General features: G+C 52.2%; 21 protein-coding genes. 2 read left to right on the top strand and 19 right to left on the bottom strand.

All coding sequences use genetic code 11. The features are described 5' to 3' along the window. Window position 1: 1 nt before the first annotated feature. A complete protein-coding gene (locus tag HOJ95_11300; protein ID MBT6395284.1) occupies window positions 2-226 on the top strand; it encodes a sulfurtransferase TusA family protein in 225 nt (74 codons plus the stop codon). Between the two features lie 160 nt (window positions 227-386). Here HOJ95_11300 and HOJ95_11295 read toward each other — a convergent pair whose 3' ends face one another. The 9 genes from HOJ95_11295 to HOJ95_11255 form a co-directional block, all read right to left on the bottom strand. After that, window positions 387-1,361: an NADPH:quinone reductase gene (locus HOJ95_11295; GenBank protein ID MBT6395283.1), complete on the bottom strand. Its 975-nt coding sequence runs from the start codon at window positions 1,359-1,361 to the stop codon at window positions 387-389. Between the two features lie 116 nt (window positions 1,362-1,477). After that, window positions 1,478-2,476 (bottom strand): alpha/beta fold hydrolase, encoded by a 999-nt coding sequence (locus HOJ95_11290; protein MBT6395282.1) that lies wholly within the window; start codon window positions 2,474-2,476, stop codon window positions 1,478-1,480. 9 nt (window positions 2,477-2,485) lie between these two features. Next, the gene (locus HOJ95_11285) at window positions 2,486-3,460 is read right to left on the bottom strand and encodes a 3-hydroxyacyl-CoA dehydrogenase family protein (protein ID MBT6395281.1); all 975 of its coding nucleotides are present in this window, start codon (window positions 3,458-3,460) and stop codon (window positions 2,486-2,488) included. A 7-nt stretch (window positions 3,461-3,467) separates the two neighbouring features. Next, window positions 3,468-4,685 (bottom strand): acyl-CoA/acyl-ACP dehydrogenase, encoded by a 1,218-nt coding sequence (locus HOJ95_11280; protein MBT6395280.1) that lies wholly within the window; start codon window positions 4,683-4,685, stop codon window positions 3,468-3,470. Window positions 4,686-4,746: 61 nt separating this feature from the next. After that, window positions 4,747-5,946, bottom strand: a complete 1,200-nt coding sequence (locus HOJ95_11275) for an aminopeptidase P family protein (protein ID MBT6395279.1) — start codon at window positions 5,944-5,946, stop codon at window positions 4,747-4,749. A 116-nt stretch (window positions 5,947-6,062) separates the two neighbouring features. Continuing rightward, window positions 6,063-7,244, bottom strand: coding sequence for an acyl-CoA/acyl-ACP dehydrogenase (locus HOJ95_11270; protein MBT6395278.1), 1,182 nt, complete (start codon window positions 7,242-7,244; stop codon window positions 6,063-6,065). Window positions 7,245-7,623: 379 nt separating this feature from the next. After that, window positions 7,624-8,502: an outer membrane beta-barrel protein gene (locus tag HOJ95_11265; GenBank protein MBT6395277.1), complete on the bottom strand. Its 879-nt coding sequence runs from the start codon at window positions 8,500-8,502 to the stop codon at window positions 7,624-7,626. Between the two features lie 3 nt (window positions 8,503-8,505). Continuing rightward, window positions 8,506-8,868 carry a hypothetical protein gene (locus HOJ95_11260; GenBank protein MBT6395276.1) on the bottom strand — a complete coding sequence of 121 codons (363 nt, stop codon included), beginning with the start codon at window positions 8,866-8,868 and terminating at the stop codon, window positions 8,506-8,508. A gap of 120 nt (window positions 8,869-8,988) precedes the next feature. Then, on the bottom strand, window positions 8,989-9,795 hold the full coding sequence (locus HOJ95_11255; protein ID MBT6395275.1) for a hypothetical protein: 807 nt from the start codon (window positions 9,793-9,795) through the stop codon (window positions 8,989-8,991). Window positions 9,796-10,487: 692 nt separating this feature from the next. Between HOJ95_11255 and HOJ95_11250 the strand changes: the two genes are divergently transcribed. Next, window positions 10,488-11,672 carry a hypothetical protein gene (locus tag HOJ95_11250; GenBank protein ID MBT6395274.1) on the top strand — a complete coding sequence of 395 codons (1,185 nt, stop codon included), beginning with the start codon at window positions 10,488-10,490 and terminating at the stop codon, window positions 11,670-11,672. A 62-nt stretch (window positions 11,673-11,734) separates the two neighbouring features. Here HOJ95_11250 and HOJ95_11245 read toward each other — a convergent pair whose 3' ends face one another. The 10 genes from HOJ95_11245 to HOJ95_11200 form a co-directional block, all read right to left on the bottom strand. Beyond that, window positions 11,735-12,784 carry a zinc-binding dehydrogenase gene (locus HOJ95_11245; GenBank protein MBT6395273.1) on the bottom strand — a complete coding sequence of 350 codons (1,050 nt, stop codon included), beginning with the start codon at window positions 12,782-12,784 and terminating at the stop codon, window positions 11,735-11,737. Window positions 12,785-12,833: 49 nt separating this feature from the next. Beyond that, on the bottom strand, window positions 12,834-13,475 hold the full coding sequence (locus HOJ95_11240; GenBank protein ID MBT6395272.1) for a class I SAM-dependent methyltransferase: 642 nt from the start codon (window positions 13,473-13,475) through the stop codon (window positions 12,834-12,836). A 165-nt stretch (window positions 13,476-13,640) separates the two neighbouring features. After that, entirely contained in the window at window positions 13,641-14,633 is a 993-nt protein-coding gene (locus HOJ95_11235) for an NAD-dependent epimerase/dehydratase family protein (GenBank protein MBT6395271.1), read from the bottom strand. Between the two features lie 12 nt (window positions 14,634-14,645). Then, a complete protein-coding gene (locus HOJ95_11230; GenBank protein MBT6395270.1) occupies window positions 14,646-15,776 on the bottom strand; it encodes a DegT/DnrJ/EryC1/StrS family aminotransferase in 1,131 nt (376 codons plus the stop codon). Then, window positions 15,773-16,891: a DegT/DnrJ/EryC1/StrS family aminotransferase gene (locus tag HOJ95_11225; GenBank protein MBT6395269.1), complete on the bottom strand. Its 1,119-nt coding sequence runs from the start codon at window positions 16,889-16,891 to the stop codon at window positions 15,773-15,775. The genes HOJ95_11230 and HOJ95_11225 overlap by 4 nt, the downstream gene beginning before the upstream one ends. Window positions 16,892-16,978: 87 nt before the next feature. Continuing rightward, a complete protein-coding gene (locus HOJ95_11220) occupies window positions 16,979-17,983 on the bottom strand; it encodes an NAD-dependent epimerase/dehydratase family protein (GenBank protein MBT6395268.1) in 1,005 nt (334 codons plus the stop codon). A 1-nt stretch (window position 17,984) separates the two neighbouring features. Continuing rightward, window positions 17,985-18,620 carry an SIS domain-containing protein gene (locus HOJ95_11215; protein MBT6395267.1) on the bottom strand — a complete coding sequence of 212 codons (636 nt, stop codon included), beginning with the start codon at window positions 18,618-18,620 and terminating at the stop codon, window positions 17,985-17,987. Between the two features lie 20 nt (window positions 18,621-18,640). Further along, window positions 18,641-20,188, bottom strand: coding sequence for an adenylyltransferase/cytidyltransferase family protein (locus tag HOJ95_11210; protein MBT6395266.1), 1,548 nt, complete (start codon window positions 20,186-20,188; stop codon window positions 18,641-18,643). A 20-nt stretch (window positions 20,189-20,208) separates the two neighbouring features. Further along, on the bottom strand, window positions 20,209-21,204 hold the full coding sequence (locus HOJ95_11205; GenBank protein ID MBT6395265.1) for an SDR family oxidoreductase: 996 nt from the start codon (window positions 21,202-21,204) through the stop codon (window positions 20,209-20,211). 196 nt (window positions 21,205-21,400) lie between these two features. Beyond that, on the bottom strand, window positions 21,401-22,738 hold the full coding sequence (locus HOJ95_11200) for a UDP-glucose/GDP-mannose dehydrogenase family protein (protein MBT6395264.1): 1,338 nt from the start codon (window positions 22,736-22,738) through the stop codon (window positions 21,401-21,403). Window positions 22,739-22,929: the final 191 nt, after the last annotated feature.

Raw genomic sequence — 22,929 nt, 5'->3', positions numbered from 1 at the left:
AATGCCGGATCCGAAAATTATCGATTTAAAAGGCGAAATATGCCCCGATCCTCTGATTCAAGTCCAAGCGGCCATGAAAAACAATTCGGTGGGTGATATTTATATCGTCATCGTGGATTATCCCCTTGCGGTCGAAAACATTGCCCGTTGGGCGGAAAACGAGGGAATGGATGTTGAGGTTACGCACAATGAAGGCGAGTGGGAAATCAGCATAACGGTGACGTAAGCCTACTAAACCTGCGAAGGGCCTTTGACTGCAACATGTCGCACATATCGCCCGAGAAAGGGGCGGCTCCCCTGGAGAGGAACGCCCGGCCCCGGGTCGCACAAATCCAGATCAACATACAACCTTTTTAATATCAGTTAAATACAAGTCGAAACGCGCTTCAGGGAACGAGCACCAGCTTGCCCGTAACCTCGCCCCCCCAAAGTAGAGCATGTGCGGCATTCGCCTCGATAAGCGGCATCTCCCGGAAAATTCGCACATCGAAGTTCCCCGCCTCAACCATCGGCGTTAAGTGCCGCATCAACTTGGGCAAGCGCGGTGGCAGGTTCACCATCGAAACGCAAAGAATCTGCGCATCCTTCATCAGCGCCCGCTGCACCCCGAACGCCGCGTCGGGGTCCAGGCCCTTTGAAGTTCCCACGACGACAATTCGACCAAGCGGACAAATCGCATCGACATCCTTATCCAGATTCTCCTCGGCGATCATCTCAATAATAACGTCCACCCCGCGCCCGCCGGTGAGTTCCAGACACCTTTCCGCAAAATTTTCCTCACGATAATTTATCACCTCATCCGCGCCCATCTCTTTTGCAATTTTCAACTTCTCGGGCGAGCTCGCCGTAGCAATCACCCGGCAGCCCACCGCCCTGGCAAGTTGAATCGAAGCCATCCCGACGCCACCCGCGCCGCCCTGCACCAACACCACCTCCCCAGCCGAGGCCCGCCCGTTAATCACCACCGAGTTCCAAGCCGTAATAAACTGAACCGCAAGCCCCGCCCCTTCAGCCCAACTATAGGCGTCCGGCAAATTCAGCGTCCAAGGCGCCCCCAGGCGCACAAGCTCCGCATACGCGCCCCCCATTGCCCGGCCGCAGACCCGTTGCCCAACCTCAAAGCCCTCAACGCCAACGCCCAACTCAACCACCTCGCCCGCCGCCTCTGGGCCAGGCATATAAGGCGGCGTCACAAACTTTTGAAACGGGTGCATTCCGCCCCTAATCGTCACGTCCACCGGATGCGCCCCGATGGCGTGCGTCTTGATCAACACCTCGCCCGCGCCCGGTCGAGCATCTTCTATCTCATCGAGCTGCATCGGCGTCTCAAGACCAAATTTGTGCACGCGCATCGCCTTCATCCTAAACCTCCTTCATCGCCGCCAGAAAGGGAGAATATCTCGATCATGACTCCCCAATATTATTTTGAGAACCACGAACCTCCCCGCATTTCCTGTAGTTTTGTCTTTCCAGCCCGCTAGCTCTCTAAAAAACCCTGCACCTCGCTGAACAGATCCTCGCGCCGCTTTTCAAATTGCGCAAAATGCGTCGCCCCGCCGAGAATGACATAGCGCTTGCCGGGGCTCTTTGTCATCGCCCGAAAAAGCCCCTGCGCCTCGGGATCCTTTGAGACAAGATCGCATTCCATGCGGACTAACAATGCCGGGCTTTTCACCTTCGCCGCATCGAAAAACGCCAGCCCCTGCGTTCGGTCATAATGATCGGCCATCAGACCGTTTGGCACCTTCACCGCAGGCACCCGCCGCCGCGCGCCCCCGGGGTCGTGGCGAAGCTGCTCGCTCCAATAGGCGCGCACCGCCCGCGCCTCGCGCCAGCGGCCGTGCTGCCCCTTGGGTATCAGGCGGTTCCAGTTATGAAGCTGGCCTTTTTGCGTCACCCAGCGCCAGGCGCCACCGAAAAACACGGGGTTAAGCTCGCCCGGCTTTTTCGGGTCCTCAAAAAGCGAAAACGACCCCGGCTCATCACAAAGATAAAGCGGGGAGATGAGAGCCAGCCGCCCAGCCTCTTTTGGATACGCCGCCGCAAAAGCGCAGGAGAGCATCGTCCCTTGAGCCCACCCCAGCAGGTTTACTTTTTCCGTCTCGGACTGCTCGCGAATAAAGCGCACGGCGGCCACAACATCCCTAAATGCCTCCTTCGCCCTTACGGCTGGCGGCGCGCCTTTCGGATTTGCCAACATCTCGGGCGGCCGCGTAGAGGGGCCGAACCCCCTTAACGATAGCGCAAAAACATCAAAGCCCCGCCGCGCGGCGTAGTCCATCCACGAATAGCCCGGCACCGGAAAATCAAACGCAACCGTAGAAGGAATACTCTGCCCGTGCACGCACAAAAGCGCGCCCTCCGAGCGTTTGCCGAGACCCTTTAAGCGCTTCTCGCGCAGGTGGAGCTTGAGGCTCCCGTCCAGGGCGTCGATCATGTGGTCTTCACAAATAATTTTTCGGGTAACTTTAGTCATGCGGGCCGCCTATTCACTATCATCTTTCCACGGCGCGGGAAGCGGGGGCTGCTTCATCCAGCGCAGAAGCTCGCGGCCCCGCGCCTCGTAAATTGCGCGTTCGCTCTCGGGGGTCCATTTATGAAAACCCTCCCCGCTTTTAACGCCCAGCTTGCCCTCTGCCACCATTTGGCGAACAAGCTCAGAGCCCCCTGCATCGCTGTCGAGGTGGGGGAGCACATTTTTCTGGCTGTGATCTGACATGTCGAGCCCGGTAAAGTCTGTGAGCATGCACACCCCCATCACCGGGAGAAGCCGCGCCACCGAGCGCACCACGGTGTCCACCGCCTCGGGTGTCGCCCAACCCTGCTCGATGATGTAGTTCACCTCGCGGCGAAGCGCCGTCGTTAGGCGCACCCCGATGTGCCCCGGAATTTCACTGCAAACAACCGGCTCCTTGCCCACCTTCCGCAAAAGGGCGCAGGTCGTCTCGACAACCTCGGGCGCTGTGCGCTCGCCGGGCACCACCTCGACCACCGGTATCAGCGGCGGCGGGGTGTAGTTGTGGGTTGTAATGCACCGCTCGGGGCGGGTGGTGTCTCGGGAGATGTCCGTCATCCGTAGCCCCGAGGTCTCACTGGTCAAAATTGCATGCGCAGGCGCCAGGGCGTCCATCTGCTTAAAAATTTTCTGCTTGAGAGCCAGATCGTCCACCACCGCCTCGGTAATGTAATCAGCATCCCCTACCGCCTCGGCCAGATCCGTTACCGGGCGAATCCGCGCCAGCGCGGCGTCGGCCGCGGCCTGGGTGGAGATGCCTTCTTCAACAAACAGGGCGAGCCCCTGCTCCACGCCCTTCATTGCGCGCTCTGAGCTCTCCTTGGTGCGGCTGTACATCGCGACCGGGTAGCCTCCCTGCGCGAAGAACTGGGCCACCCCGTGCCCCATCAACCCACCGCCCACGATGGCGATTTTTTTTATGTGATCAATATTGTTCGCGTTCATTGCTCCCTCACTCGGTTATGTAGCCAGCGGTCTTTACTCCGCTGAGCATTTCGCCGATTTTTATTTTATGAACGTCCGAGGTGCCGTCGATGTGGTAGCACATCAAGGTGTCTCGCATGAGCTTTTCAATTGGGTACTCTTTCATGTAGCCGTATCCACCCATAAGTTGCATGGCCAAATCGCAGACTTTGGGCCCAACGTCCGAGGCGAAAATGGACGAGAGTAGCCCCCTCAAGGAGTCGTATTCGGGCTGGTCGGCCAGCCAGGCTGCCTGAATGGACACGGCCCGCGCCGCCTCGATAAGCGTTGCCATCTCGCCAAGCCTGAGGGCGACCGTGGGATGCTCAATAATGGGCCTCCCGCCTTGAACCCTTGTCTTGGCGTATTCCAGGGCATACTCGAAGGCCGCGCGCGCCAGCGCCAGCCCGAACGCGCCCGTGGTCGGTATGTGCCGCGCTCCGAACGAGCCCAGAAACGAGAGCCCCTTTCCCACCTCGCTCACCCGGTTGAAATCGGGCACCCGGCAGTTATCAAAAATCATCTCGGCGTTCATCATCAGACGGTTGCCCATCTTGTCGTGGATTCTACCGATGGTGAAACCGGGCGTGTCCTTCTCAACAAGGAACACTGTCACCCCCTGGGTGACGCCCACAGTTTTGTCGGTACGCGTTGAAACGAAATACAGCTTCGACACCGAGGCGCAGGCGACAAAATGTTTGGTTCCGTTGAGTACCCATTCATCTCCATCGCGCACAGCTGATGTGCGCATACCGCCGTCCGGCTCATCGTAGGGCATTAAGTTATCGCAGCCCGCATCGGGCTCGGTAATGCCCACCGCGAGGAGCGCCCTGGGGTCGTCCGTAAATTTGGGCAGGAAGTGATCTCGCTGCTCAGGCGAGCACCGCTCTACAGGGAGCTTGGCCATCTTCCATGCCTGGTGAAAATGGGTGGCAAAACCTGAATCGGCCTGGCATAGCTCCTCAAGCATTAATAGATGCGTCAGGATTCCGATGCCCGCGCCGCCGTGGACCTCGGGAAGCGCCGCTGTTCGAAGTCCGAGCGCCGAGCCTTTTTCTATGAGATGCCAGGGGAAATTTTCATGTACCTCATTGGGGTCTGCAATCTTATCCATCTCGTCGGTAACGGGCTTGATGTCGTTAATCGCAAAATCGTGAGCCAGCTTTTGAAGGGATAATTGCTCTTCGGTGAAATTAAAATCGACCATGATTGGGCCCTCCCGTCGCACATCAAAGGGAAAACTACGAATAAAAAAACGCTCGCTGGAATCAGCTTACGACAAAAATTTCATCCAGTGGATACTGTTGAAGGTTCTCGATACCGGTATCGGTGACGACCGACGTATCGCCAATCCAGATACCGCCTTTTTCATCCTCGGTCGTAGGCCATCCGATGATATTCATGCATTGGTTTTTCTCGAATACGAAATCTGCGCCGGACACTACGCCTGCCGCCGTGCGGATATCGGGCTTTGAGTTGTAGTTTGACCAGCCGAAGATGCTTGATTTAGCCTTGTAGCCCCCAGCCTGGATGGTATCGGTGCAAACATGGGCAATGTCGCCACCGGTGAGACCCGGTTTTATGGCCGCATGAAGCTCCCGGTAGCTCTGCTGGCCAAGCTTGAACATTGTTTCGTACTCTGGCGTTGGGTCGCCCATGAAGTAGGTGCCCCATAGCTTGCCGAAGTAGCCACCCCACCCCACTGCGATCTCAGTCATGATGACATCACCCATTTCGATGGGAGTCGTCAGCGCAAACTCATGGGCATAGGACATATCGGGGTTCGACATTGGGGTGCGCCCAACATGGCCGAAAGGGATTTTTCCGTCCATGCCCTGGGCTGTCTGCATTACGAGGTTATGGAGATCGCAGGGCCTGGCGCCGGGCCTTGTGGCTCGGACCAGGACCTCATAACAGGCGTCTGTCATCGCCACCCCGCGACGAACGTATTCCATCTCTTCTTCACTCTTGATGAGACGCAAATCCTCGTACCACTCGGTAACATATTCAAACTCTGTTTTGGGGTGCTCCTCGGTGATGGCCATATGGTGGTCGTAGGGCAGATTAATGTTGGCCCAATGCATGGCACCGACGATGCCTACTTTTTTCCCGTCAACGCCGAGCTCGCCCAGACGATCAGCCACACGAAGGGGGGTCTGGGCCATACCTCCGGCGCGGACATCCTTAAGCGGGGTCATACGCTTGGCGTTGGCCAGGTGGTTGCCCCAGGTGACAAAAAGAGTGGGCTCGCCTTCCAGGGGAAAGACGATGTAGGTCTGGACCATGGCGGCAAAACTAGAGATGTAGACAATATTGGGCTGGGCAGGCTCGTTCCCTAAATAACCGCCAATGCCGTAGACAATTAGCGCCTCTAGATTTTTTTCGGCCATCCCCTCGCGAATTCGCGCATAACGGCGCTTGTATTCATCTTCTGAAAACCATGGCCAAAAATTATTCTGACATTTCATGCGCGACTCCCCGTTTCGTGTACTCTTTTTATAATTTACTTGAAGACAGTCATGCTTAACTTATTTGTCACCTTCAATTAGATTTTTACCATCAGCTTTCTTGGCAGCAAGGAATTTTATAACGCTGCTGCAACCTTGAACCGTTTAAGCCAATTGCCGCCGTCTAGATGTTTGATGCAAAACGCGTCCCTCAATAGCTTCTCGAATGGCGCATCTTTCATCACCCCCAGACCACCAGCAAGCTCAGCAGCTTTGTGAGCAATTTCAAAGGCGCCCTCGGTGCAGTAGGTCATTACACCGGGCACCGCCTTGGGATCGGGCGGCTCGTTGTCTATCGACCAGGATACGTTCCATACGAGCGCTCGCATGGCCTGCAACTTCACGTGCATATCGGCAAGCTCACACGCGATGGCCTGGTGCTCGATAATGGGCTTTCCACCCTGAATCCGGCTCTTACACCATTCAACACTTTCCTCAAAAGCTCGCCGCGCCACTCCGAGACACCGCGCTGCGTTTAAAATACCATCGCTTCTCAAACCTGCCCGCATCGAAGCCAGACCCATGTTCAGTGGGCCAAGCATCCACTCCTTTGGTACCCGGCAATTATCGAAGAGAATTTCCTGATTTCGGAGTAGCCGGAAACCCATCTTATCGTGCACCCGACCAAAACTCATTCCGGGGTGGCCCTTAGGAATTAAGAAGCAGGAACAACCGTCAGACATACCCTTGTTCGGATCGGTTCGGGCAAAAACAGTATAAAGCCGAGCAATGCCGGCGTGCGCAATAAACTGCTTGCGCCCGTTAATAATATAATCATCTCCATCTGCAACAGCTGTGGTACGAACCCCAGCGCCAGGTGCGTCATATGGAAGAATATTATCACCACCTGCATCGGGCTCAGTCATGGCGATGGACACCATAAAACCAGGGTCATCACAATATTCTCTCATCCACTTTTCTCGTACCTCATCGCTCGCTACATCTGGGTTAAGCATGTGAAGCAACTTCCGACCATTAACGGGTATACTAGCCAGTGATAAATCAGCTACACCCAACTCCTCACAAACGATACCCACTGTTACAGTGTCCTCTATACCGCCGCCGCCGTACTTTTCAGGCAATGCCAATGTGCGAAAACCCAACTCCGAGCATCGCTTCATAAGAACGTCGCTCACACAATCCTCGGGATTTGGCTGTCTATCTAACTCAGCAACCACGGGCTTTGCCTCGTTGTTAACGAAGTCACGTGCAAGTTGCCGTAGAGCAATCTGTTCCTCGGAAAGTTTAAAATCGACCATATCCTTGTCCTCTTAGTATAATAATCATGTAGATTTTTATATCTATCTTTCCATTTTACAAACCCAACACTTTCCTTCTTCTCAAGTAATTGCATGAAATCACTCTAAATCTTTTGTTGTTATCGGGTTTTCTTATCTTTATCCTGCCACAAAGGCCCCAAAATGGGGAACTCTTTCCCTCTATTTTCTATATTTTATAATACAAAAAATCTTTATTTTCCCCATCAATTTCCTGCTTTTCTATTCTTTTATGCATGCTAGAACTTTTTTTAATTTAACAAATTATACCCACCACCTTAAAACCTCTTTTTTATTTTTGCACAAAAAAAACGGGCAGGTTCGAAAACCAGCCCGTTTTTTTATTTTTTTCTAGCGAGTTTTAGTAATTCACTCCCACCAAAAATTCAAAGGTGTTGTTATCGTATTCAATACTTGATTTATTCTCGTTAGTTGTTTTCCGCTCATAACCGAATTCAATTGACGCATACCATGGAAAACGTTTGGACGGAGACTGATACTTCAATTCCGTACCGAAATTTAAGAGGCTATCTTTACGGCTTGCCCGTATGAAAATGTTTCGCTCCAACGAGGCATCAAGAATTAAGTCAAGGTTCTGTGAAATAAACGGCAGACCTTGCGTCAATGTGCCACCTATAGACGATTTACGAAAACCGAACTGACCAGGGCTCGATGCATTCTCAATTGAAGATGCACCTGTAATGTTAATTTTTGTTTTCGAAGGCCTTGCCGACCATGTTAAATCAACATCCACACTCAGGTTAGTCGAATCACGATCACCGTTGTCCGTTGAACTAATGTTTTCATTGTATTGGCGTAACTCCGCACCAACTGTGGCATGTCCGGTAATCAAGGCAGAGGGTGTGAAGGATAGACCAGCGCGAACCGTGTGGTCTTTAGCATCATCGCGCTGGTCACTACTTGTACGGTTGATGTATTTAACACTCTCAAATTCATACTCAACCCGAATATTTGTTTTCGGAGAAAAGAAGAATTCCGTTAGTGCACCAAATCGGGTCAAGTTGTGCTCCAACCTATCTTGATCCGCTCCGTCATAACGTTTACGGGTTATGCCTGTACTACCCTCAACCTTGAGTTTGCTACCATCGTAGCCACCAAATCCTAGTTCCGTATCAATTACACCACTTGTCGACGCGGTACGTGGACCGGTCGTACTTTCTGTCTCGCTCGATGAGGCATCAGAACCATCAGTCCAGCTCGCAGAGGTTCTGGAATAGATATTTCAGTTAATACGTTCCAGATCAAGGCCCATCGTTCCTTTTTTCTCTTCGTTGTCTTCACCACCGAACTTATTGAAGTCCTCTATTGTATATTCAAACCCTGCCTTGAATGAACTTTCACCTGCAAACGGAAGCTCTACATCAATCGAGGGGGCATACGTCATAACTGAATCGTTCTTTTTATTTGTTTTAGTCTTGAAAACGTTGTCATCCGTTTTTACTGATACTTCTACTCCCGGATGGATATCCATCGCACCAATTCTGAATCGAGGTGCCTCACCAGCTTCTTGGGCCAACGTATTTCCTACTGGCATGGCCAATACCGTTGACACAAAAATAGCGGCAAATAATTTAAGACTTCTCATCTAGGTAGTCCCCCTCCGTATTTCGCAGGAATCGTTAATTCAAAATTAACTTCAAATCTTCACTTTGCAAAATCTTAATTTATGTATAATCCCACCCCATCTAACGGGGTAAAAGGCCTATTAACTAGACGGACTAGCAGTCGCATTTGTAATAACGGTTGCCAATTCTTCTCCTGTCACACCACTTACAACTGCTGCAATAATCGTTGCATCAACAGCTAACGCATCCAGCGCTGCAGCAACAGGTGCTGCAACCGTCGCCTGGACAACTGCAATCACTGCTTGTGCCACCGCAGCAGCACCAGAAGACTGAACCGTTGCAATTACAGCAGCATCAACACCAGCCGCCTGTGCGCCCGCAACAGCGCCAGAGGAGGCCGCTTGTGCAACCGCAGCCACGCTCGAACCAGACGCCTGCGCGCCCTGAACAGCGCCTGAGGAGGCTGCCTGAACAATCGCGGCAATCGCCGCTTCATTCGCACCGGACGCCTGTGCACCCTGAACAGCACCGGATGCCGCCGCCTGAGCAGCCGCAGCAACATCCCCACCTGAGGCCGCAGCTGCCTGAACAGCACCCTGAACCGCCACATTAACCGGAACGCCGGCTGCGGCAGCAGATGCCGTAAGAACCTGAGCCGCTGCAGTTGCACTCTGGCCGGATGTGATAAGTCCTTGAGAAACCGTCTGAGCGACAGCAGCCGTAATCGGCGATGCCGCAGTCACGTTTGCCGGAATAATACCCTGGGCCTTAAGTAACGCCAGGGCTTCCTCCGGATTCGCTGCCGTAAGATTTAGCTGTTGCGCTAGTCGAAGAGCCAGATCTCCCGCATTGTTGGCCGCCTCCGCAGGCTTGGCCACGAGCAACGAAACAACACACAACAAAATAAATACACCCTTTATAAACGCTGACGTTTTCGATCTGGTCATATGACTCTCCATTAACACTTAACTATATAGCTAAAGTGACATTAGTTCCTTAAACGAGAATTAATTATAAACATCGCTTCGAATTAGTCAATTCTCTTACTTACAGTAAACAAAGTAGATCCACTCACACACCAAACACAAAAATGAAACAAAACATCCCAACCCGTTGATATTACACTAGACATACCAATAAAACAGCTTGACTTTAGGGCATACAATATCTACCTTTGCCCCACCAATTGATCTTTTTTCTGAACTCAAAACCCGGATATACTAATATATATCTCCACCAGGGGAGCATTTTTGACCTCAGCACATCCACCACAAACTGAACTTTCAAGCTTAGGTTTAAATAAATTTAATTCCTTGTTGCTAATTGACCATGTTCGTTGGTTTAAACTTCGCCCACAAATAATTTCTCCATTATCAGACCAAAATTTCAAACTTCAATACAAGAACAATGATAAGTTTGCCTTCTACCGAAAATCGAAAATGAGTGTTAGGATTCGCGAAATTTCTCGTATTGTCTTTCTAATCTTTGATAATGATTGAGGTCCCGGTTAATGCAGCGTTCCCTGTTCAAGCGAATTAATCTTTTTTCATACTTGATTTGCACTCTATTCGTTTCCGCTTTTTTAGCTGGGTGCGGCAGCCAGGGGGACAGGTCTGTACGGTTAGCTCGAATACAAGCGTTGGAAATTGAACCGGGCAACAACAGCACTGCCATCACCTTGAAAGGAGATCGCTCTTTTGAGCCAAGAGTCGAGGCAGTGGATGTCCCCCCGAGTCTGGAAATCAGAATCCCGTTTGCCCTTGGCCAAGACATCGGCAACATAAACAAGAAACTCAAATTACCTCGTGGCGGCATCAAGTCAATCAAAGTTTCAAACCTCCGGAGAAAACACGGGGGACTTAACATAATCATCCAAATGGATAGGCCGTTTAAATTCACCTCGAAACAAGCCCGGAATAATTTCCGGATTGAAATCGAATATTCGGGCAATTTGGCCAAAACCACAGAAACCGGAAGCAAATCCAAAAGAGCCGAAAATACTAAGCAAAACAAAGAATCCCAGTTCCTCATTCCCCAGGTATCCGGCTTAAAAAAATCTATCGATTACACTATCGGCGGAAAAGATGTCCTCTCGGTTATCATTTTCGAGGAAGAGGAGCTGTCGAAAAAGGCCATTCGCGTGAGCAACGATGGCTTTATCACTTTTCCCCTGATAGGCCGGGTCAAGGTAATCGGCCTTACAACCAACGAAGTGGAAAATGAGATTACACGGCGACTGAGAAAAGACTTTTTGGTCAACCCCCAGATCACCGTCCAGGTGACGGAATTCTCAAGTAAGTTCATTAACGTCCTTGGCGCGGTGAAGACCCCGGGCGGCATCCCCCTCAAAGGGACGATCACCCTTCTGGAAACCATCGCGAAAGCTGGCGGGGTGAATATCGAAGGCGCAGGGAAAAACATTATCGTGCTCCGCCAGTCGGAGGGGAAAGACAAAAAAGTTCAACATATCACCATCGACCTGAACCGCCTCCTCAAGGAAGGCGACCTTTCACTCAACATGCCACTTCGTGATAAAGATACCGTTTTCATACCGGAGGCGGATCAAATTTTCGTCTTCGGCGAAGTGAAAAGCCCGGGTCCCTACGATCTAACAGATCAGACCCGGTCGGTGGTTGAGGCGATTTCAAAAGCTGGCGGCCTAACCAAACTCGCGGCGGCTAACCGGACCCGGGTCGTACGTGTTGAAGATGGGGAGGAACGCGTTATCGAAGTTGATGTCGAGAAAATCATGGAAGGCGACCGGAGCCACGATCAATTTCTTAAACCGGGGGATATCATCGTCGTCCCCGAGGTCTACTTCTAGTATCGACATTTACTACATTGCAGGGAATGATGGTCCTGCGAGCACCCCAATGCGAGCTGATTTTAGCTGAGTGCCATATCTATTAGAGCCCTTTGTACGGCTCCCTTCTCAAGTTCATCAAACCCTAAGTTGATATCATCAAGCGGGTAGGAGTGCGTAATTAACTCTTCGAGTTTGAGCTTTCCGGCGAGGTAGAGTTCCGCATAAAAGGGGATGTCCTTATCCGGGCGGCTCTCCCCTCCCCAACTACCGACGATTTTCTTTCCCTTGATCAGATCAAAAGGGTCGATAGAAATTCGCTCCCCGAACGGCAGGTTTCCCACAAGAACGCACAGCCCGCCGCCCACACGAACACACCCAAAAGCCACCTCCATTGTCTGGGCGATGCCGGCCGCCTCGAAGGAATAATCCACCCCGCGACCATCGGTGATGTCCATAATCGTTTTCAGCGGGTCTTTTTCGTGGGCATTGATCAGATGCGTGGCGCCGAGGCGCTGCGCCTGTTCAAGCTTACTGTCTACAACATCAATCGCGATAACCACTCCCGCCTCCACAAAACCAGCGGCCAGCACCGCGCTCTGGCCAATGCCGCCGATGCCGAAAATGGCGACACTCTCCCCCGCCCCCACACCAGCCGTGTTGCGAACAACCCCCGCCCCTGTCGGAATGGCACAGCCCAAAAGCGCGGCCTCCCGAAGCGGCAAGGCATCGGGAATCGATGTCACTCGATTTTCACATGTCACCGTCCGGCGCATGAAAGTGCTGATCGCACCGGAGTTAATTTTCATCTCCCCGGATTGATAAACCGTGGCGGGCACATCAGCACCCTCGCCTTTAAGCCAAGAAAGAACCACACGATCGCCGGGCGCAATCTTTGCCACACCGGCGCCAATGGCGGCGACAACGCCTGAGCCCTCGTGGCCCAAAGTATGGGGAAGAAATCGATCAGGTCCCCGTTTTCCCCTAATTTCCAAAAGCTGGGTATGGCAAAGGCCGCTGAACGCAACATCCACTAAGACCTGACCTGGCGCAAGATCTGGGATTTCGAGCGGGAGTATTGAAAGTGGTTTTCCCGTCTCGGTTAATATCGCAGCCTCTGTGCTTTGTGGCATTGGCGCCTCTTCCTTTACATATTAACGGGGCTTTGAGCCCCGACAAAATTTACTCGGCGATGAACCAGTAATAGTCTTTGGTGTAGCCCGCCTCAGCAAAAAAATTCACCCAATCATCCACGTGCATATACGTCAGCGCCGTCAGGTTCCAGGACAGCATGCGCTCATGCTCCTCCTCGTTTCGCCAAGCATCGTTGATGATGAAGGCATGCGCACGGCTCACGCGTTCGATCTCACCCAGCGCCTGTTTACATTCCTCACGAGGCAAATTGTGGATGGTATTGATGGAAATCACCAGGTCGAACGAGTCGTCCTCAAAGGGCAGCTCACGCGCATTGCCCACCCAGCAAAATTTAGCAACCGGCTCAATAGTTTTTCCAATGGCGTATTCGGATATGTCTATTCCGGCAACGGTAAGTTCCGGCATAAGCGCCTTGAAGTCATGCAGCATAAATCCTTTGCCGCACCCGACATCCAAAACACTGGCATCATCGGCCAAACTGTAATGATCCCGAAAACGTTTAACCGTCTCTTGCCAAAAACGAGGGTGGTAATTATAGCCCCCGTATCCGTTCAAACGACCACCATCGAAAAAATCTTTTCCAAACTGGCGTGCGACCTCGCGGTGCGCCTCAGTGATAAGCCTCGCGCGCTCATCGATAGCACGTTTGCTCTTTGGATATCGGTCCATGAGATTAATCTCGACCACTTCAATCACCCCGCATTCGAAATTCGCACACGATAACCCCTGAATGTTTCCCAAAGTCCTCGGGCTAATGGCTTAGCTCAGGGCATATCCCCATCCAACTCCCAAGCGAGCCGCCTGGTCACGCTTCCATTCCAACATCGAGGAAACCTAAACTTTATGGATGTATTCCAGAGGCTCTTTTTCAATCTGGGCCCAATTGGCTTCCACCCATTCGATGACTTCGTCCACACCTTCCTCGAAGGATATCCGGGGCTTCCAGCCAAGTTCCTCCATCGCCCGCGAGCAGTTGAGCCAGTAGCTAGGATCCTGGCCCAGTCGCTCTCCCACCACCGTGGTGGATTGCTCGAAATCGCTGCCCAGCCTCTCGCACACACGCCGGACGATACCCGCGATCACCTCATTGTCAGGAACCGAGAAATGAAAAGTTCCCGTCTTCTCCTTCTCGATTGCAAGCATCAATCCGTTGACCACATCCCGGATATGGATAAAAAATTTACTGGACTTGCCTCCCCCGTGAAGCTCAACCTTCTTGCCCAGCTTATTGTATATAATCATTCGAGGAATGATCTTATAAAGCTGCTGATGCTTTCCGAAAACGTTCGTAGATCTGATCAACGTGACGGGAAAATCAAAATTTCGTATCAGGCTGTACAAAAACATATCGGCCGCCGACTTGGACACGGCATAGGGTGTGGTGGGGTTAAAAAGAGCTACCTCATCAAGCTGGCCCGTATTCGCGCCAAAAACCTCGGCGGAGGAAATATGAATATATTGCCGAAGATAGGATGTCCGCCGGAGATGGTTGCAAAGCCTCACAACCGCAGTTGCGTTCACCGCAAAATATTCCACCGGTTGCTCGTTGCTGATCCCGACCTCGCTAAGGGCCGCCACGTTGATTACATATTCGGGTTTGAATTGATCCAGGAGTTCGGCAATTGCCGCAAAATCCCCCACCACCTCAAATTGATGGAACGTAAAATTATTCCCTGGGTGTCGTTTATAGGGCAGGAAGAAATCCTTGTACTCAGGCGAGCGGCTGATGCCGATAACCTGATTGTCCGGGTTCTCGACAAGCGCGTCCACGATATGGCTTCCCGTGAAACAGTTGCTTCCGATGACAACAAATTTATTTTGAGCCATCTTCAAGACCGCCTATTTATTCGAGTAAAATTCCCTGACTTTCTTAATCGAATATTCAATTTCCCCAAGTGTAAGATGTTGATGAGCCGGAAGGGTAATAATATTTCGGCTATCCTCCTCGCTCTTGGGGAAATCACCCATTTTATAACCCAGATCCCTCGTCGCCTCCTGGAGGTGCATCGGAATGGGATAGTGAATTTTAGCTTCAACACCATTTTCATTCAAAAACTTTAATAGTTCATCTCGACGCGCCACCCGCAAAAGATACAGATGATAAACATGCTGCACACCAGGGCGGCGCTGCGGGATGTCGATAAACTCGCCCATGTCCGCAAACGCCTCGTCATATTTTTTAGCGTTAGCGATTCTTTGGGTGGTGATAAATTCTGTCTGGCCGATCAGACGATTTCCCACCACGGCCTGAATCGTGTCCAGTCGGCAGTTGATCCCATAAATAGCCACCTCATCGCGACCCACTAGCCCATGATTTCGGTAAAGTCGGAGTTTGTCGGCAAGCTCTGCAGAATGGGTGACTATCACCCCTCCATCAGCCCACACATTAAGGTTCTTGAGCGGATGAAGGCTAAAGCCTGCCGCTGCCCCCCACGATCCAACAGGCTTGCCGTTGATTGCTCCCATGATGGCCTGGCAGGCGTCCTCCACAACAATAAGGCCGTGTTTGTCGGCGATTTCCATTATGGCAGGCATGTCCGCGACATTGCCCGTGTAGTGGACGGGTACAATGGCTTTCGTTTTTGGTGTGATCGCCGCCTCGATTTTTTCCGGATCGATTACGAATCCATCCTCGCTATCCACAAACGCGGGTCGTGCACCGGTCATCGCAATGGCGCCCACCGTTGCAACAAACGTCGTCGGCGTGGTAATTACCTCATCGCCCGGTCCCACGCCGAGAACCTTTAGAGACATAGCCAGCGCGTCCGTTCCAGTGCCTACACCAACGGCATGAGGTGCGCCGCATAACTCGGCGAAGCGGTTCTCGAACTCGGCAAGTGCAGCTCCGAGGGTGAAATCTCCGCTGATGACAAGCTTCTTGATGTCCTCAAGATAATCATCGACATTGGCAAACTGCCGGTCAAGATAAGAAAACGGAACGCGGGTGACTGTCTCAGGCTCAGGCGTCATTTTTGGTAAAAGTCCTCTATGGTTGCGGCCACATGGCCGAGATCGTCTTCCGTCAACTCTGGATAAATAGGCAGGCTCAATATTTTATCCGCTTGCCGCTCGGTTTCGGGAAAACTCCCCGGCCCATAGCCCAACGATGCGCCCACCGACTGTAGATGAATCGGCCTGGGATAATGAACGGCCGAGCCCACCCCCCGGCTTTCGAGGTGCGCCTTTAGCTCATCGCGGCGCTCTGCCTGAATCACAAACGCATGGTAGACCGCCCGCTCATGCTCCTTATCGGTTGGAACGGATACATCCGTTACCCCGGCCAGCGCTTTTTGGTAGTGCGTAGCGTTTGAGCGGCGTTTTTCGGTCCAAGCGTCAAGATATTTCATCTTCACGAGGAGCATCGCCGCCTGGATACTGTCGAGGCGCGAATTACCACTCCAGATAACCGTATTGTCCCGGCTCTCGAGCCCAAGGTTGCGCATCAGCTTGAAGCGCTCGAAAAGCGTCTCATCGTCGGTGGTGAGCATTCCGCCGTCCCCGCAGGCATTAAGCGTTTTGAGGGGATGGAGGCTAAAGCAGCCTATCGTTCCGAGCGCGCCGGCGTTGCGGCCCCTGTAACCCGCAGACACGGCCTGGGCAGCGTCCTCGACCACATGGAGGCCGTGGCGGCGAGCCACCTCATTAATCGGCTCCATGTCCGCTGGGCGACCAGTCAGGTGCACCGGAAGAATCGCTCTGGTCTTGGGCGTAACCGCCGCCTCTAAAAGCGCCGGGTCGATGTTGTAGTCATCCCGGACATCGACGAAAACCGGCTTGGCCCCGGTCAACTCGATGCAACTAGCGCTGGCGACAAAAGAGTTGGGCGCGGTGATAACCTCATCGCCTGGCCCGATATCGAGCGCACGCAGGGCAATAACGAGCGCATCCGTCCCGGAGTTGACACCCACGGCATAGCGGACGCCGCAAAGCTCGGCGAAGCGCCGCTCGAACTCGGCCACCGATTCTCCGAGGATAAAATCTCCCCGATCAATGACGCCTTCGACCGCCTGCATCAACTCCACCTTGATGGCGGCATGCTGGCCGGCAATATTTACATAGGGAACGTTTCGAGAATCAGCACTCATTTCACCACCGGCCCGACAGTCCTGAACATTCCGGGCGGAGTGTTCTGTCTTGAAGCGTATTTCTCGTTCGGCGGCCAGGAGTTCCGCTTACTTGAGATTTATATTTTGCATCACTTTGATGTTGTAGTAACGATCATCGGACATCGAATCGGGAATCTTTCCAGCTTCGAACGCGCCCACCAGGTCGGCAGCGGCGTCTTTGATCGTTCTCTCGGGGGCAAAGCCCAACTCGTTTTTAATTTTTTGTGAAGATATATGGTAGGAGCGATTATCGTCGGTCGGGGTCCTGACGATTTCCACGCCCTCGCCAATTACATCCTGAATCGTCTCGGCAATTTCAATGACCTTTTTATTGTCGTAACCGGCATTGAATATTTTTCCGTGAATTTTCTCATCGGGCCACTCAAGACTTTTGACATACAGATCCGTCATGTCCTCAATATGAATGTTGGGACGCATCTGATCGCCGCCAAACACTTTGATCAGCCGGTTGGTGATGGCATGATTGGTGAGGATGTTCACCGTCAAGTCCAGCCGAAGTCGAGGCGAGTAGCCGCACACCGTCGCCGGTCGAAGGATGAGCCAGTTAAAGCCCGGCGTGTCCTTTTCGAGTAGGACGTCCTCACACATGGCCTTGTATTTCGAATAGTCGGTCAGGGGCAGAAGGGGGAGTTCCTCGGTAACGTTATCCACATCCTTTATCCCGTAGACACTGGACGAGGAGGCGTAAATGAAGCGGCGCACCCCCATGTCGCGGGCAAGCTCGGTCAACAACACAAACGCATCGTAGTTGATGGATTTACCCAGTTCCGGGTCAAGCTCAAAGCTCGGGTCGTTCGAAATGCAGGCAAGGTGTATCACCGCATCGCAGCCCTCAAGCGCATTCTCAAGCGTCTCGCGGTTGCGAATGTCGCCCTTGATCTGCTCAAGGTTCGGATTATCCCCATCGGGGCTTAGAATATCTTCACCGAACATGAAAAGATCGAGCACCCTGACCCGGTGCCCTGCGGCAAGAAGCTTGGGCACCAGAACCGAGCCTACGTAGCCAGCGCCACCCGTTACGAGAACTTTGTTAAAGTCGTTATCAGACACTTCAGTTCCTTCCCTTGTCTATGTTGTGCATGGCACTGTCCGTCACATAGTGGGCCAGCGCCATATGGGCAACCTCCACAAGACCATACGAATCCGAGGAAATATGAAAATTCAAGTCGCCCATCCCCCGCAAAGAATTATCCGGTGAAAAACCCGAAAAAGTGATCACCCGGCACCCCCGGGAGCAAGCCGCCTCCACCGCACCAAGTATATTGGCAGACTTCCCCGAGCTGCTAATTGCCATCAACAAATCGTCCGGCCCGGCCCACATTTCCACCATCTGGCGAAACGCCGTGTCATAACCATCGTCGTTCGCCAAAGCCGTCAGTAGCGCGGGCTCATTGAACACCATAGTGGGCACGCCTACGCTTTTACACATGTCATTCTGAATATGGCTGGCAATAGCCGCGCTCCCGCCATTTCCGATGATCATCGCCTTGGGAAGCGAGCCCTCCGCCTCGGATGCACCTGCCTTGGCAGGAACCAGCGAGAGCACCATCTGCGCCGCCCGCGCCATCCCTTCCTCAAGAGAAAGAGCTGCGCCGCCGCTCTGCGTCACCTGCGTTTCCAAAAGCAGACTCCCGAGCTGCCCAAAATAGGTTTCCGCCTTCATGTTCGTAAAATCCAGGGGCCCCATTACAATCTCCAGCAACAAATCTACTTAAGAAGAGACTCGATATGCTTGTATAGTGAAACGCGCTTTATGGCCGAGCGGTTTCCGATCGTAGCGACCGCCTGTGCCCCGGCAGCGCTTCCAATAAAATTTACAACCTCCATGGGTATCCCTTGCGCCACACAGGGGGCCGTCAGCGAGAGAAACGAATCCCCCGCACCCACTCTGTCCACAATCTGTCCCGCCATGGCCGGGCAGTCGCTGAATCCGTCCCTCTCGCTATAGCAGCGGCTCCCGAATTTCCCCCGGGTAACAGAAACGCGCCCGCCTGTGATGATTTTCGAAAGATCGAGAATCAGTTCATTCAAATCGCCCCGGCGATTTCGGGCCTCTAGCCTAATTTCGTTTTCCGCCATGCAGGCGTAATCGGCTCGTGGATAGGTGGAGATGGTGTGGTACCCCAGATTGCCCGCATTCGATTGGGCATTGACCGCCAGGAATCGCGACTTTTCGCACAAAATATCGACTGCATTTTTGCTCATCATGCCATGTCCAAAATCCACCACGAGCACAACGTCAAATTCATGCAAACGCTTATTGAGCAGGGTGCAAAATTGCTGATCTTCCTTGGCACCCAGCCCCTGGTCATCCATCTCATAAATTTCAAATAGCTTTGTAAAGAAATACTGATCGATAAACCGACGTTTTACGATGGTGGGCGAGCGGTCCCTGAAAAGAAACAATTCTTCAATATTGTCGTTCAGATTATCCTTAACAAATCCTATCTGAGAGTTTTCCTCGCCAAGAAAAGTAAGAACGCTAACCTGATCGCAGAAGTTCGACACGTGATTAGCCACGGCCAAAATTCCACCGGCGAATTTTTCTGTGTACAGGTGCTGGAGTGCGAGCATAGGTTCTTTCGACGATTTACCGATGCTATTGCAATATTGATATTCGTCGATGATGGCCTCGCCTACGACCAAAACCTTTTTATCCCGGACACTTTCGATAAACGCCACAATATCATCCGTCGTGTACTTCTCGCCAAACACACGCAAATACTCCCGAACCTCGTCCGTAAAAATATTCATGTGCTGGTTGATCAGGCTTGAGGAGCTGTAGGTAATGTCGTCGGTGAAAATCACCTGCCCGCCCACCGCCTCAACAACCATCGATTCTTTTTCTATTCCACCCGTCCGATCTTCCTCAGAGTATTTGTAGTCCGAGCCCTTGGCATAAAAATCGGGACGAAGAAGGCGTATAGCCTCAACAGCCAGAGGCCATTTATTGATGGCCACATAATCCACGCAATCCAGCGCAGCAACAGCCTCTGCCCGAAGCAAGTTAGGAAAAGCAGGCCGATGGGGGCCTTTATTCACATGCTCATCGGGGGTCAATGTAACGGCTAGAATATCACCAGCTTTCCTGGCTTCCTCGAAATGTCGGATATGCCCTATGTGCAGCAAATCGAAAACACCATGGCACTGGACGATTTTGCTGCCCTGGCTACGATGCTCCTCCAGAATTTCAGCCAAATCCTCGAGGCTCTTTATTTTTTCCTTGGTCTTGCTGGTGAGATTATTATCCGTCAACCTCTCTCAACCTCCCTGGCTTAACCCAGATACTCAAACCAATCCTCCGTGGCCTCGGCAATCGAATCTTTGCTCCATACCGGTGCCTTACGCCATAGTTCGATATTCTTCAGCATGACAGTCACACCCTCCTCAAAGGACACCCGGGGGCGCCAGTCCAGCGCCTCCTGGATTTTCTTTGTATCGGCGAATGTACAATCAGGCTCTCCGGGTCTTTTGGGGATGTATTCAACCTCACCGCCAAGCTGTTCCACCAGACGATTCACGCTATAGGTATCGCCCGAACCGACGTTGAATATTTCACCGCTGACATCCGAGGCGGCAGCGGTAGCGAACGCATCCACCACATCTGCAACAAATGTAAAATCCCGCGTCTGTGTCCCGTCTCCCACCACAGTAAACGCCTTGCCACTAATCTTCTGCGCTAAGAATACACCAAACACCGCGCCATAAGCACCACTTGTACGCGAACGGGGACCAAACACATTGAAAAGCCTAAGAGACACGCATGGAAGTTTATAAACCTGGGCCCAGTGCATGACGTATTGCTCGCCCAGATACTTTGTCAGGGCATAGGGGTACATCGGCCTAATGGCTGCCTCCTCGGGGGTGGGAAATACATCCGGCAACCCATAGCACGATGACGATGCCGCATACACGAGGCGGCTTGCCCCAGCCGTACGCGCAGCCTCAAGGACAGCCACCGTCCCGTTCACATTAGAATGATGGTAGAGCATTGGTTGTTGGATCGAGGGTACGATATCCGCCAGAGACGCGAGGTGAAACACCCAGTCGACACCATCGAAATATGGTTGAATCTTCTCAAGAGAGGCGACATCGGCCTGATGAAAAGTAAAATTCGGATGACCTTCTGCTGTCTTAAGGTTCTCCCGGCGCCCCGCAACTAGGCTGTCGATAGCAACCACCTCATGACCATCCGCTAGAAGACGGTCAACAAGGTGACTTCCAATAAATCCAGCGCCGCCAGTGACGACAGCCCGCTTCAACTCCTTCATTAAATGCCTCTTGATTCAAAATTGTCCGGGCGGGCAACCAGCAAAGTACTGAAGTGTATCGGGAAAAAATACTAATCAGGGCGGTCAATAAAGCGATGGAAAACGGCACCATAACACTTGGCATCAAGGAAAAAGCTGAAACAAACAGCAGCAAATCTATCCGAGCATGAAAATATTAATGTCCGAATTTCGGGTACTAGCCCCTCTGATTAGGAAGGGTTGGCCCTCTGCCGATACAATGATATTCGATTCCCTCCTGGGCAACCTGCTCAGGCACATAGATATTTCGGCCATCAAAGAGAATCGGATCTTTGAGAGCATCGCGGATACGGCCCAGATCGAGTTGAATAAACTCCCGCCATTCTGTCACCACCACTACAGCATCCGCACCCTGGGCAGCGGCAACAGCCCCGCGGCAGTATTCGATGTTTTTTTCACCCATGACTTTCTTGGCATTCTCCATGGAGATCGGATCGTAGGCTTGTAATTTAGCGCCCGCCTTGAGCAATTTATTACACAGCGGCACACTTTTCGCCTCGCGCATATCGTCCGTTTCGGGCTTGAAGGCCAGCCCGAGGATCGCGATAGTTTTCCCCGAAAGTGGATTATCGCCGCCTGCTCCAACCCTCTCGATAATCCTGTCTACAAATCGCTCTATCCGGTTTTCGTTGATATCGACAACTTCCTGCAAAAGACCGAACCCGGTTCCATATTTTTCCGCCATGTGTATCAACGAGTCGATGTCTTTCGGGAAGCACGATCCGCCATAGCCCAAACCCGCATCTATAAAACTTGAGCCAATCCGCTTGTCGGCGCCAACGCCTTTCGCCACCTCCGCAACATCGGCCCCCGAGACTTCACAAAGGTTAGCCACGGCATTAATAAAACTGATTTTCGTGGCTAAAAAGGCATTGGATGCATATTTGATGATTTCGGCGCTAAGAATATCTGTCACGAAAACCGTGCTGTCCCAAGGACGGTAAAGCTCCAAAAGGCGAGCGGCCGATTCTTCGGATGAGGCGCCGATCACTATTCGATCAGGATGGAGGGAGTCGCTTAGTGCCTGCCCTTCTCGAAGAAACTCAGGGTTGCTCACCACATCAAACGAACCGTTCCCTCCGCGATATTCCTCAATCACCTTTCGGACGAAATCGCCAGTACCCACCGGGACCGTGCTCTTATTTACAATAATCTTGTGCCCGTTAAGAGACTTGGCGATAGCTCTTGCGGCCGATTCCACCTGGGAGAGATCTGTTTCTCCTCCATCCTTGGGCGGCGTGCCCACACAGATGAAAATAATTTCGCTTTGCTCTACGCCGTGGGCTGTCGAGGTGGAAAATTCAAGGCGTTTTTCCTGGGTGTTTCGGCTCAAAACCTCTGGCAAGCCAGGCTCGAAAATCGGACATTCTCCCGACTGAAGATCTTTGATACGTTTTTCATCAATGTCCACACAAATGACATCATTACCCATGTCGGAAAACACAGCAGAAGTAACCAAACCAACATAACCACATCCGAGCACACAAATTTTCATTCTTCTTATAGACCCTTCTTCGGCATCGTTGGCGGATAAATCAACAATACGGAAACCGAATGCTGGCACGGTTTCGCAATCTACGAAATTCGATTCATGGATACTACCCGGGCGGGGCACAACGAAGAGATTCTATACCTATCTTTCGACTTGTTTCAATTCGGAAAGGCATAACCCCCCTGTTTTAATTA

This window comes from Nitrospinaceae bacterium (assembly GCA_018669005.1).
Lineage (GTDB): Bacteria > UBA8248 > UBA8248 > UBA8248 > UBA8248 > UBA8248.
The sequence above is the reverse complement of the archived record's forward strand: the minus strand, read 5'-3'. Positions and strand labels throughout refer to the sequence as shown.

What these genes read in the sequence shown, in the direction of transcription:
- HOJ95_11300 (MBT6395284.1), top strand. Translation starts at nt 2, where the DNA reads ATGCCGGATCCGAAAATTATCGATTTAAAAGGCGAAATATGCCCCGAT.
- HOJ95_11295 (MBT6395283.1), bottom strand. Translation starts at nt 1,361, where the DNA reads ATGAAGGCGATGCGCGTGCACAAATTTGGTCTTGAGACGCCGATGCAG.
- HOJ95_11290 (MBT6395282.1), bottom strand. Translation starts at nt 2,476, where the DNA reads ATGACTAAAGTTACCCGAAAAATTATTTGTGAAGACCACATGATCGAC.
- HOJ95_11285 (MBT6395281.1), bottom strand. Translation starts at nt 3,460, where the DNA reads ATGAACGCGAACAATATTGATCACATAAAAAAAATCGCCATCGTGGGC.
- HOJ95_11280 (MBT6395280.1), bottom strand. Translation starts at nt 4,685, where the DNA reads ATGGTCGATTTTAATTTCACCGAAGAGCAATTATCCCTTCAAAAGCTG.
- HOJ95_11275 (MBT6395279.1), bottom strand. Translation starts at nt 5,946, where the DNA reads ATGAAATGTCAGAATAATTTTTGGCCATGGTTTTCAGAAGATGAATAC.
- HOJ95_11270 (MBT6395278.1), bottom strand. Translation starts at nt 7,244, where the DNA reads ATGGTCGATTTTAAACTTTCCGAGGAACAGATTGCTCTACGGCAACTT.
- HOJ95_11260 (MBT6395276.1), bottom strand. Translation starts at nt 8,868, where the DNA reads ATGAGAAGTCTTAAATTATTTGCCGCTATTTTTGTGTCAACGGTATTG.
- HOJ95_11255 (MBT6395275.1), bottom strand. Translation starts at nt 9,795, where the DNA reads ATGACCAGATCGAAAACGTCAGCGTTTATAAAGGGTGTATTTATTTTG.
- HOJ95_11245 (MBT6395273.1), bottom strand. Translation starts at nt 12,784, where the DNA reads ATGCCACAAAGCACAGAGGCTGCGATATTAACCGAGACGGGAAAACCA.
- HOJ95_11240 (MBT6395272.1), bottom strand. Translation starts at nt 13,475, where the DNA reads ATGGACCGATATCCAAAGAGCAAACGTGCTATCGATGAGCGCGCGAGG.
- HOJ95_11235 (MBT6395271.1), bottom strand. Translation starts at nt 14,633, where the DNA reads ATGGCTCAAAATAAATTTGTTGTCATCGGAAGCAACTGTTTCACGGGA.
- HOJ95_11230 (MBT6395270.1), bottom strand. Translation starts at nt 15,776, where the DNA reads ATGACGCCTGAGCCTGAGACAGTCACCCGCGTTCCGTTTTCTTATCTT.
- HOJ95_11225 (MBT6395269.1), bottom strand. Translation starts at nt 16,891, where the DNA reads ATGAGTGCTGATTCTCGAAACGTTCCCTATGTAAATATTGCCGGCCAG.
- HOJ95_11215 (MBT6395267.1), bottom strand. Translation starts at nt 18,620, where the DNA reads ATGGGGCCCCTGGATTTTACGAACATGAAGGCGGAAACCTATTTTGGG.
- HOJ95_11205 (MBT6395265.1), bottom strand. Translation starts at nt 21,204, where the DNA reads ATGAAGGAGTTGAAGCGGGCTGTCGTCACTGGCGGCGCTGGATTTATT.
- HOJ95_11200 (MBT6395264.1), bottom strand. Translation starts at nt 22,738, where the DNA reads ATGAAAATTTGTGTGCTCGGATGTGGTTATGTTGGTTTGGTTACTTCT.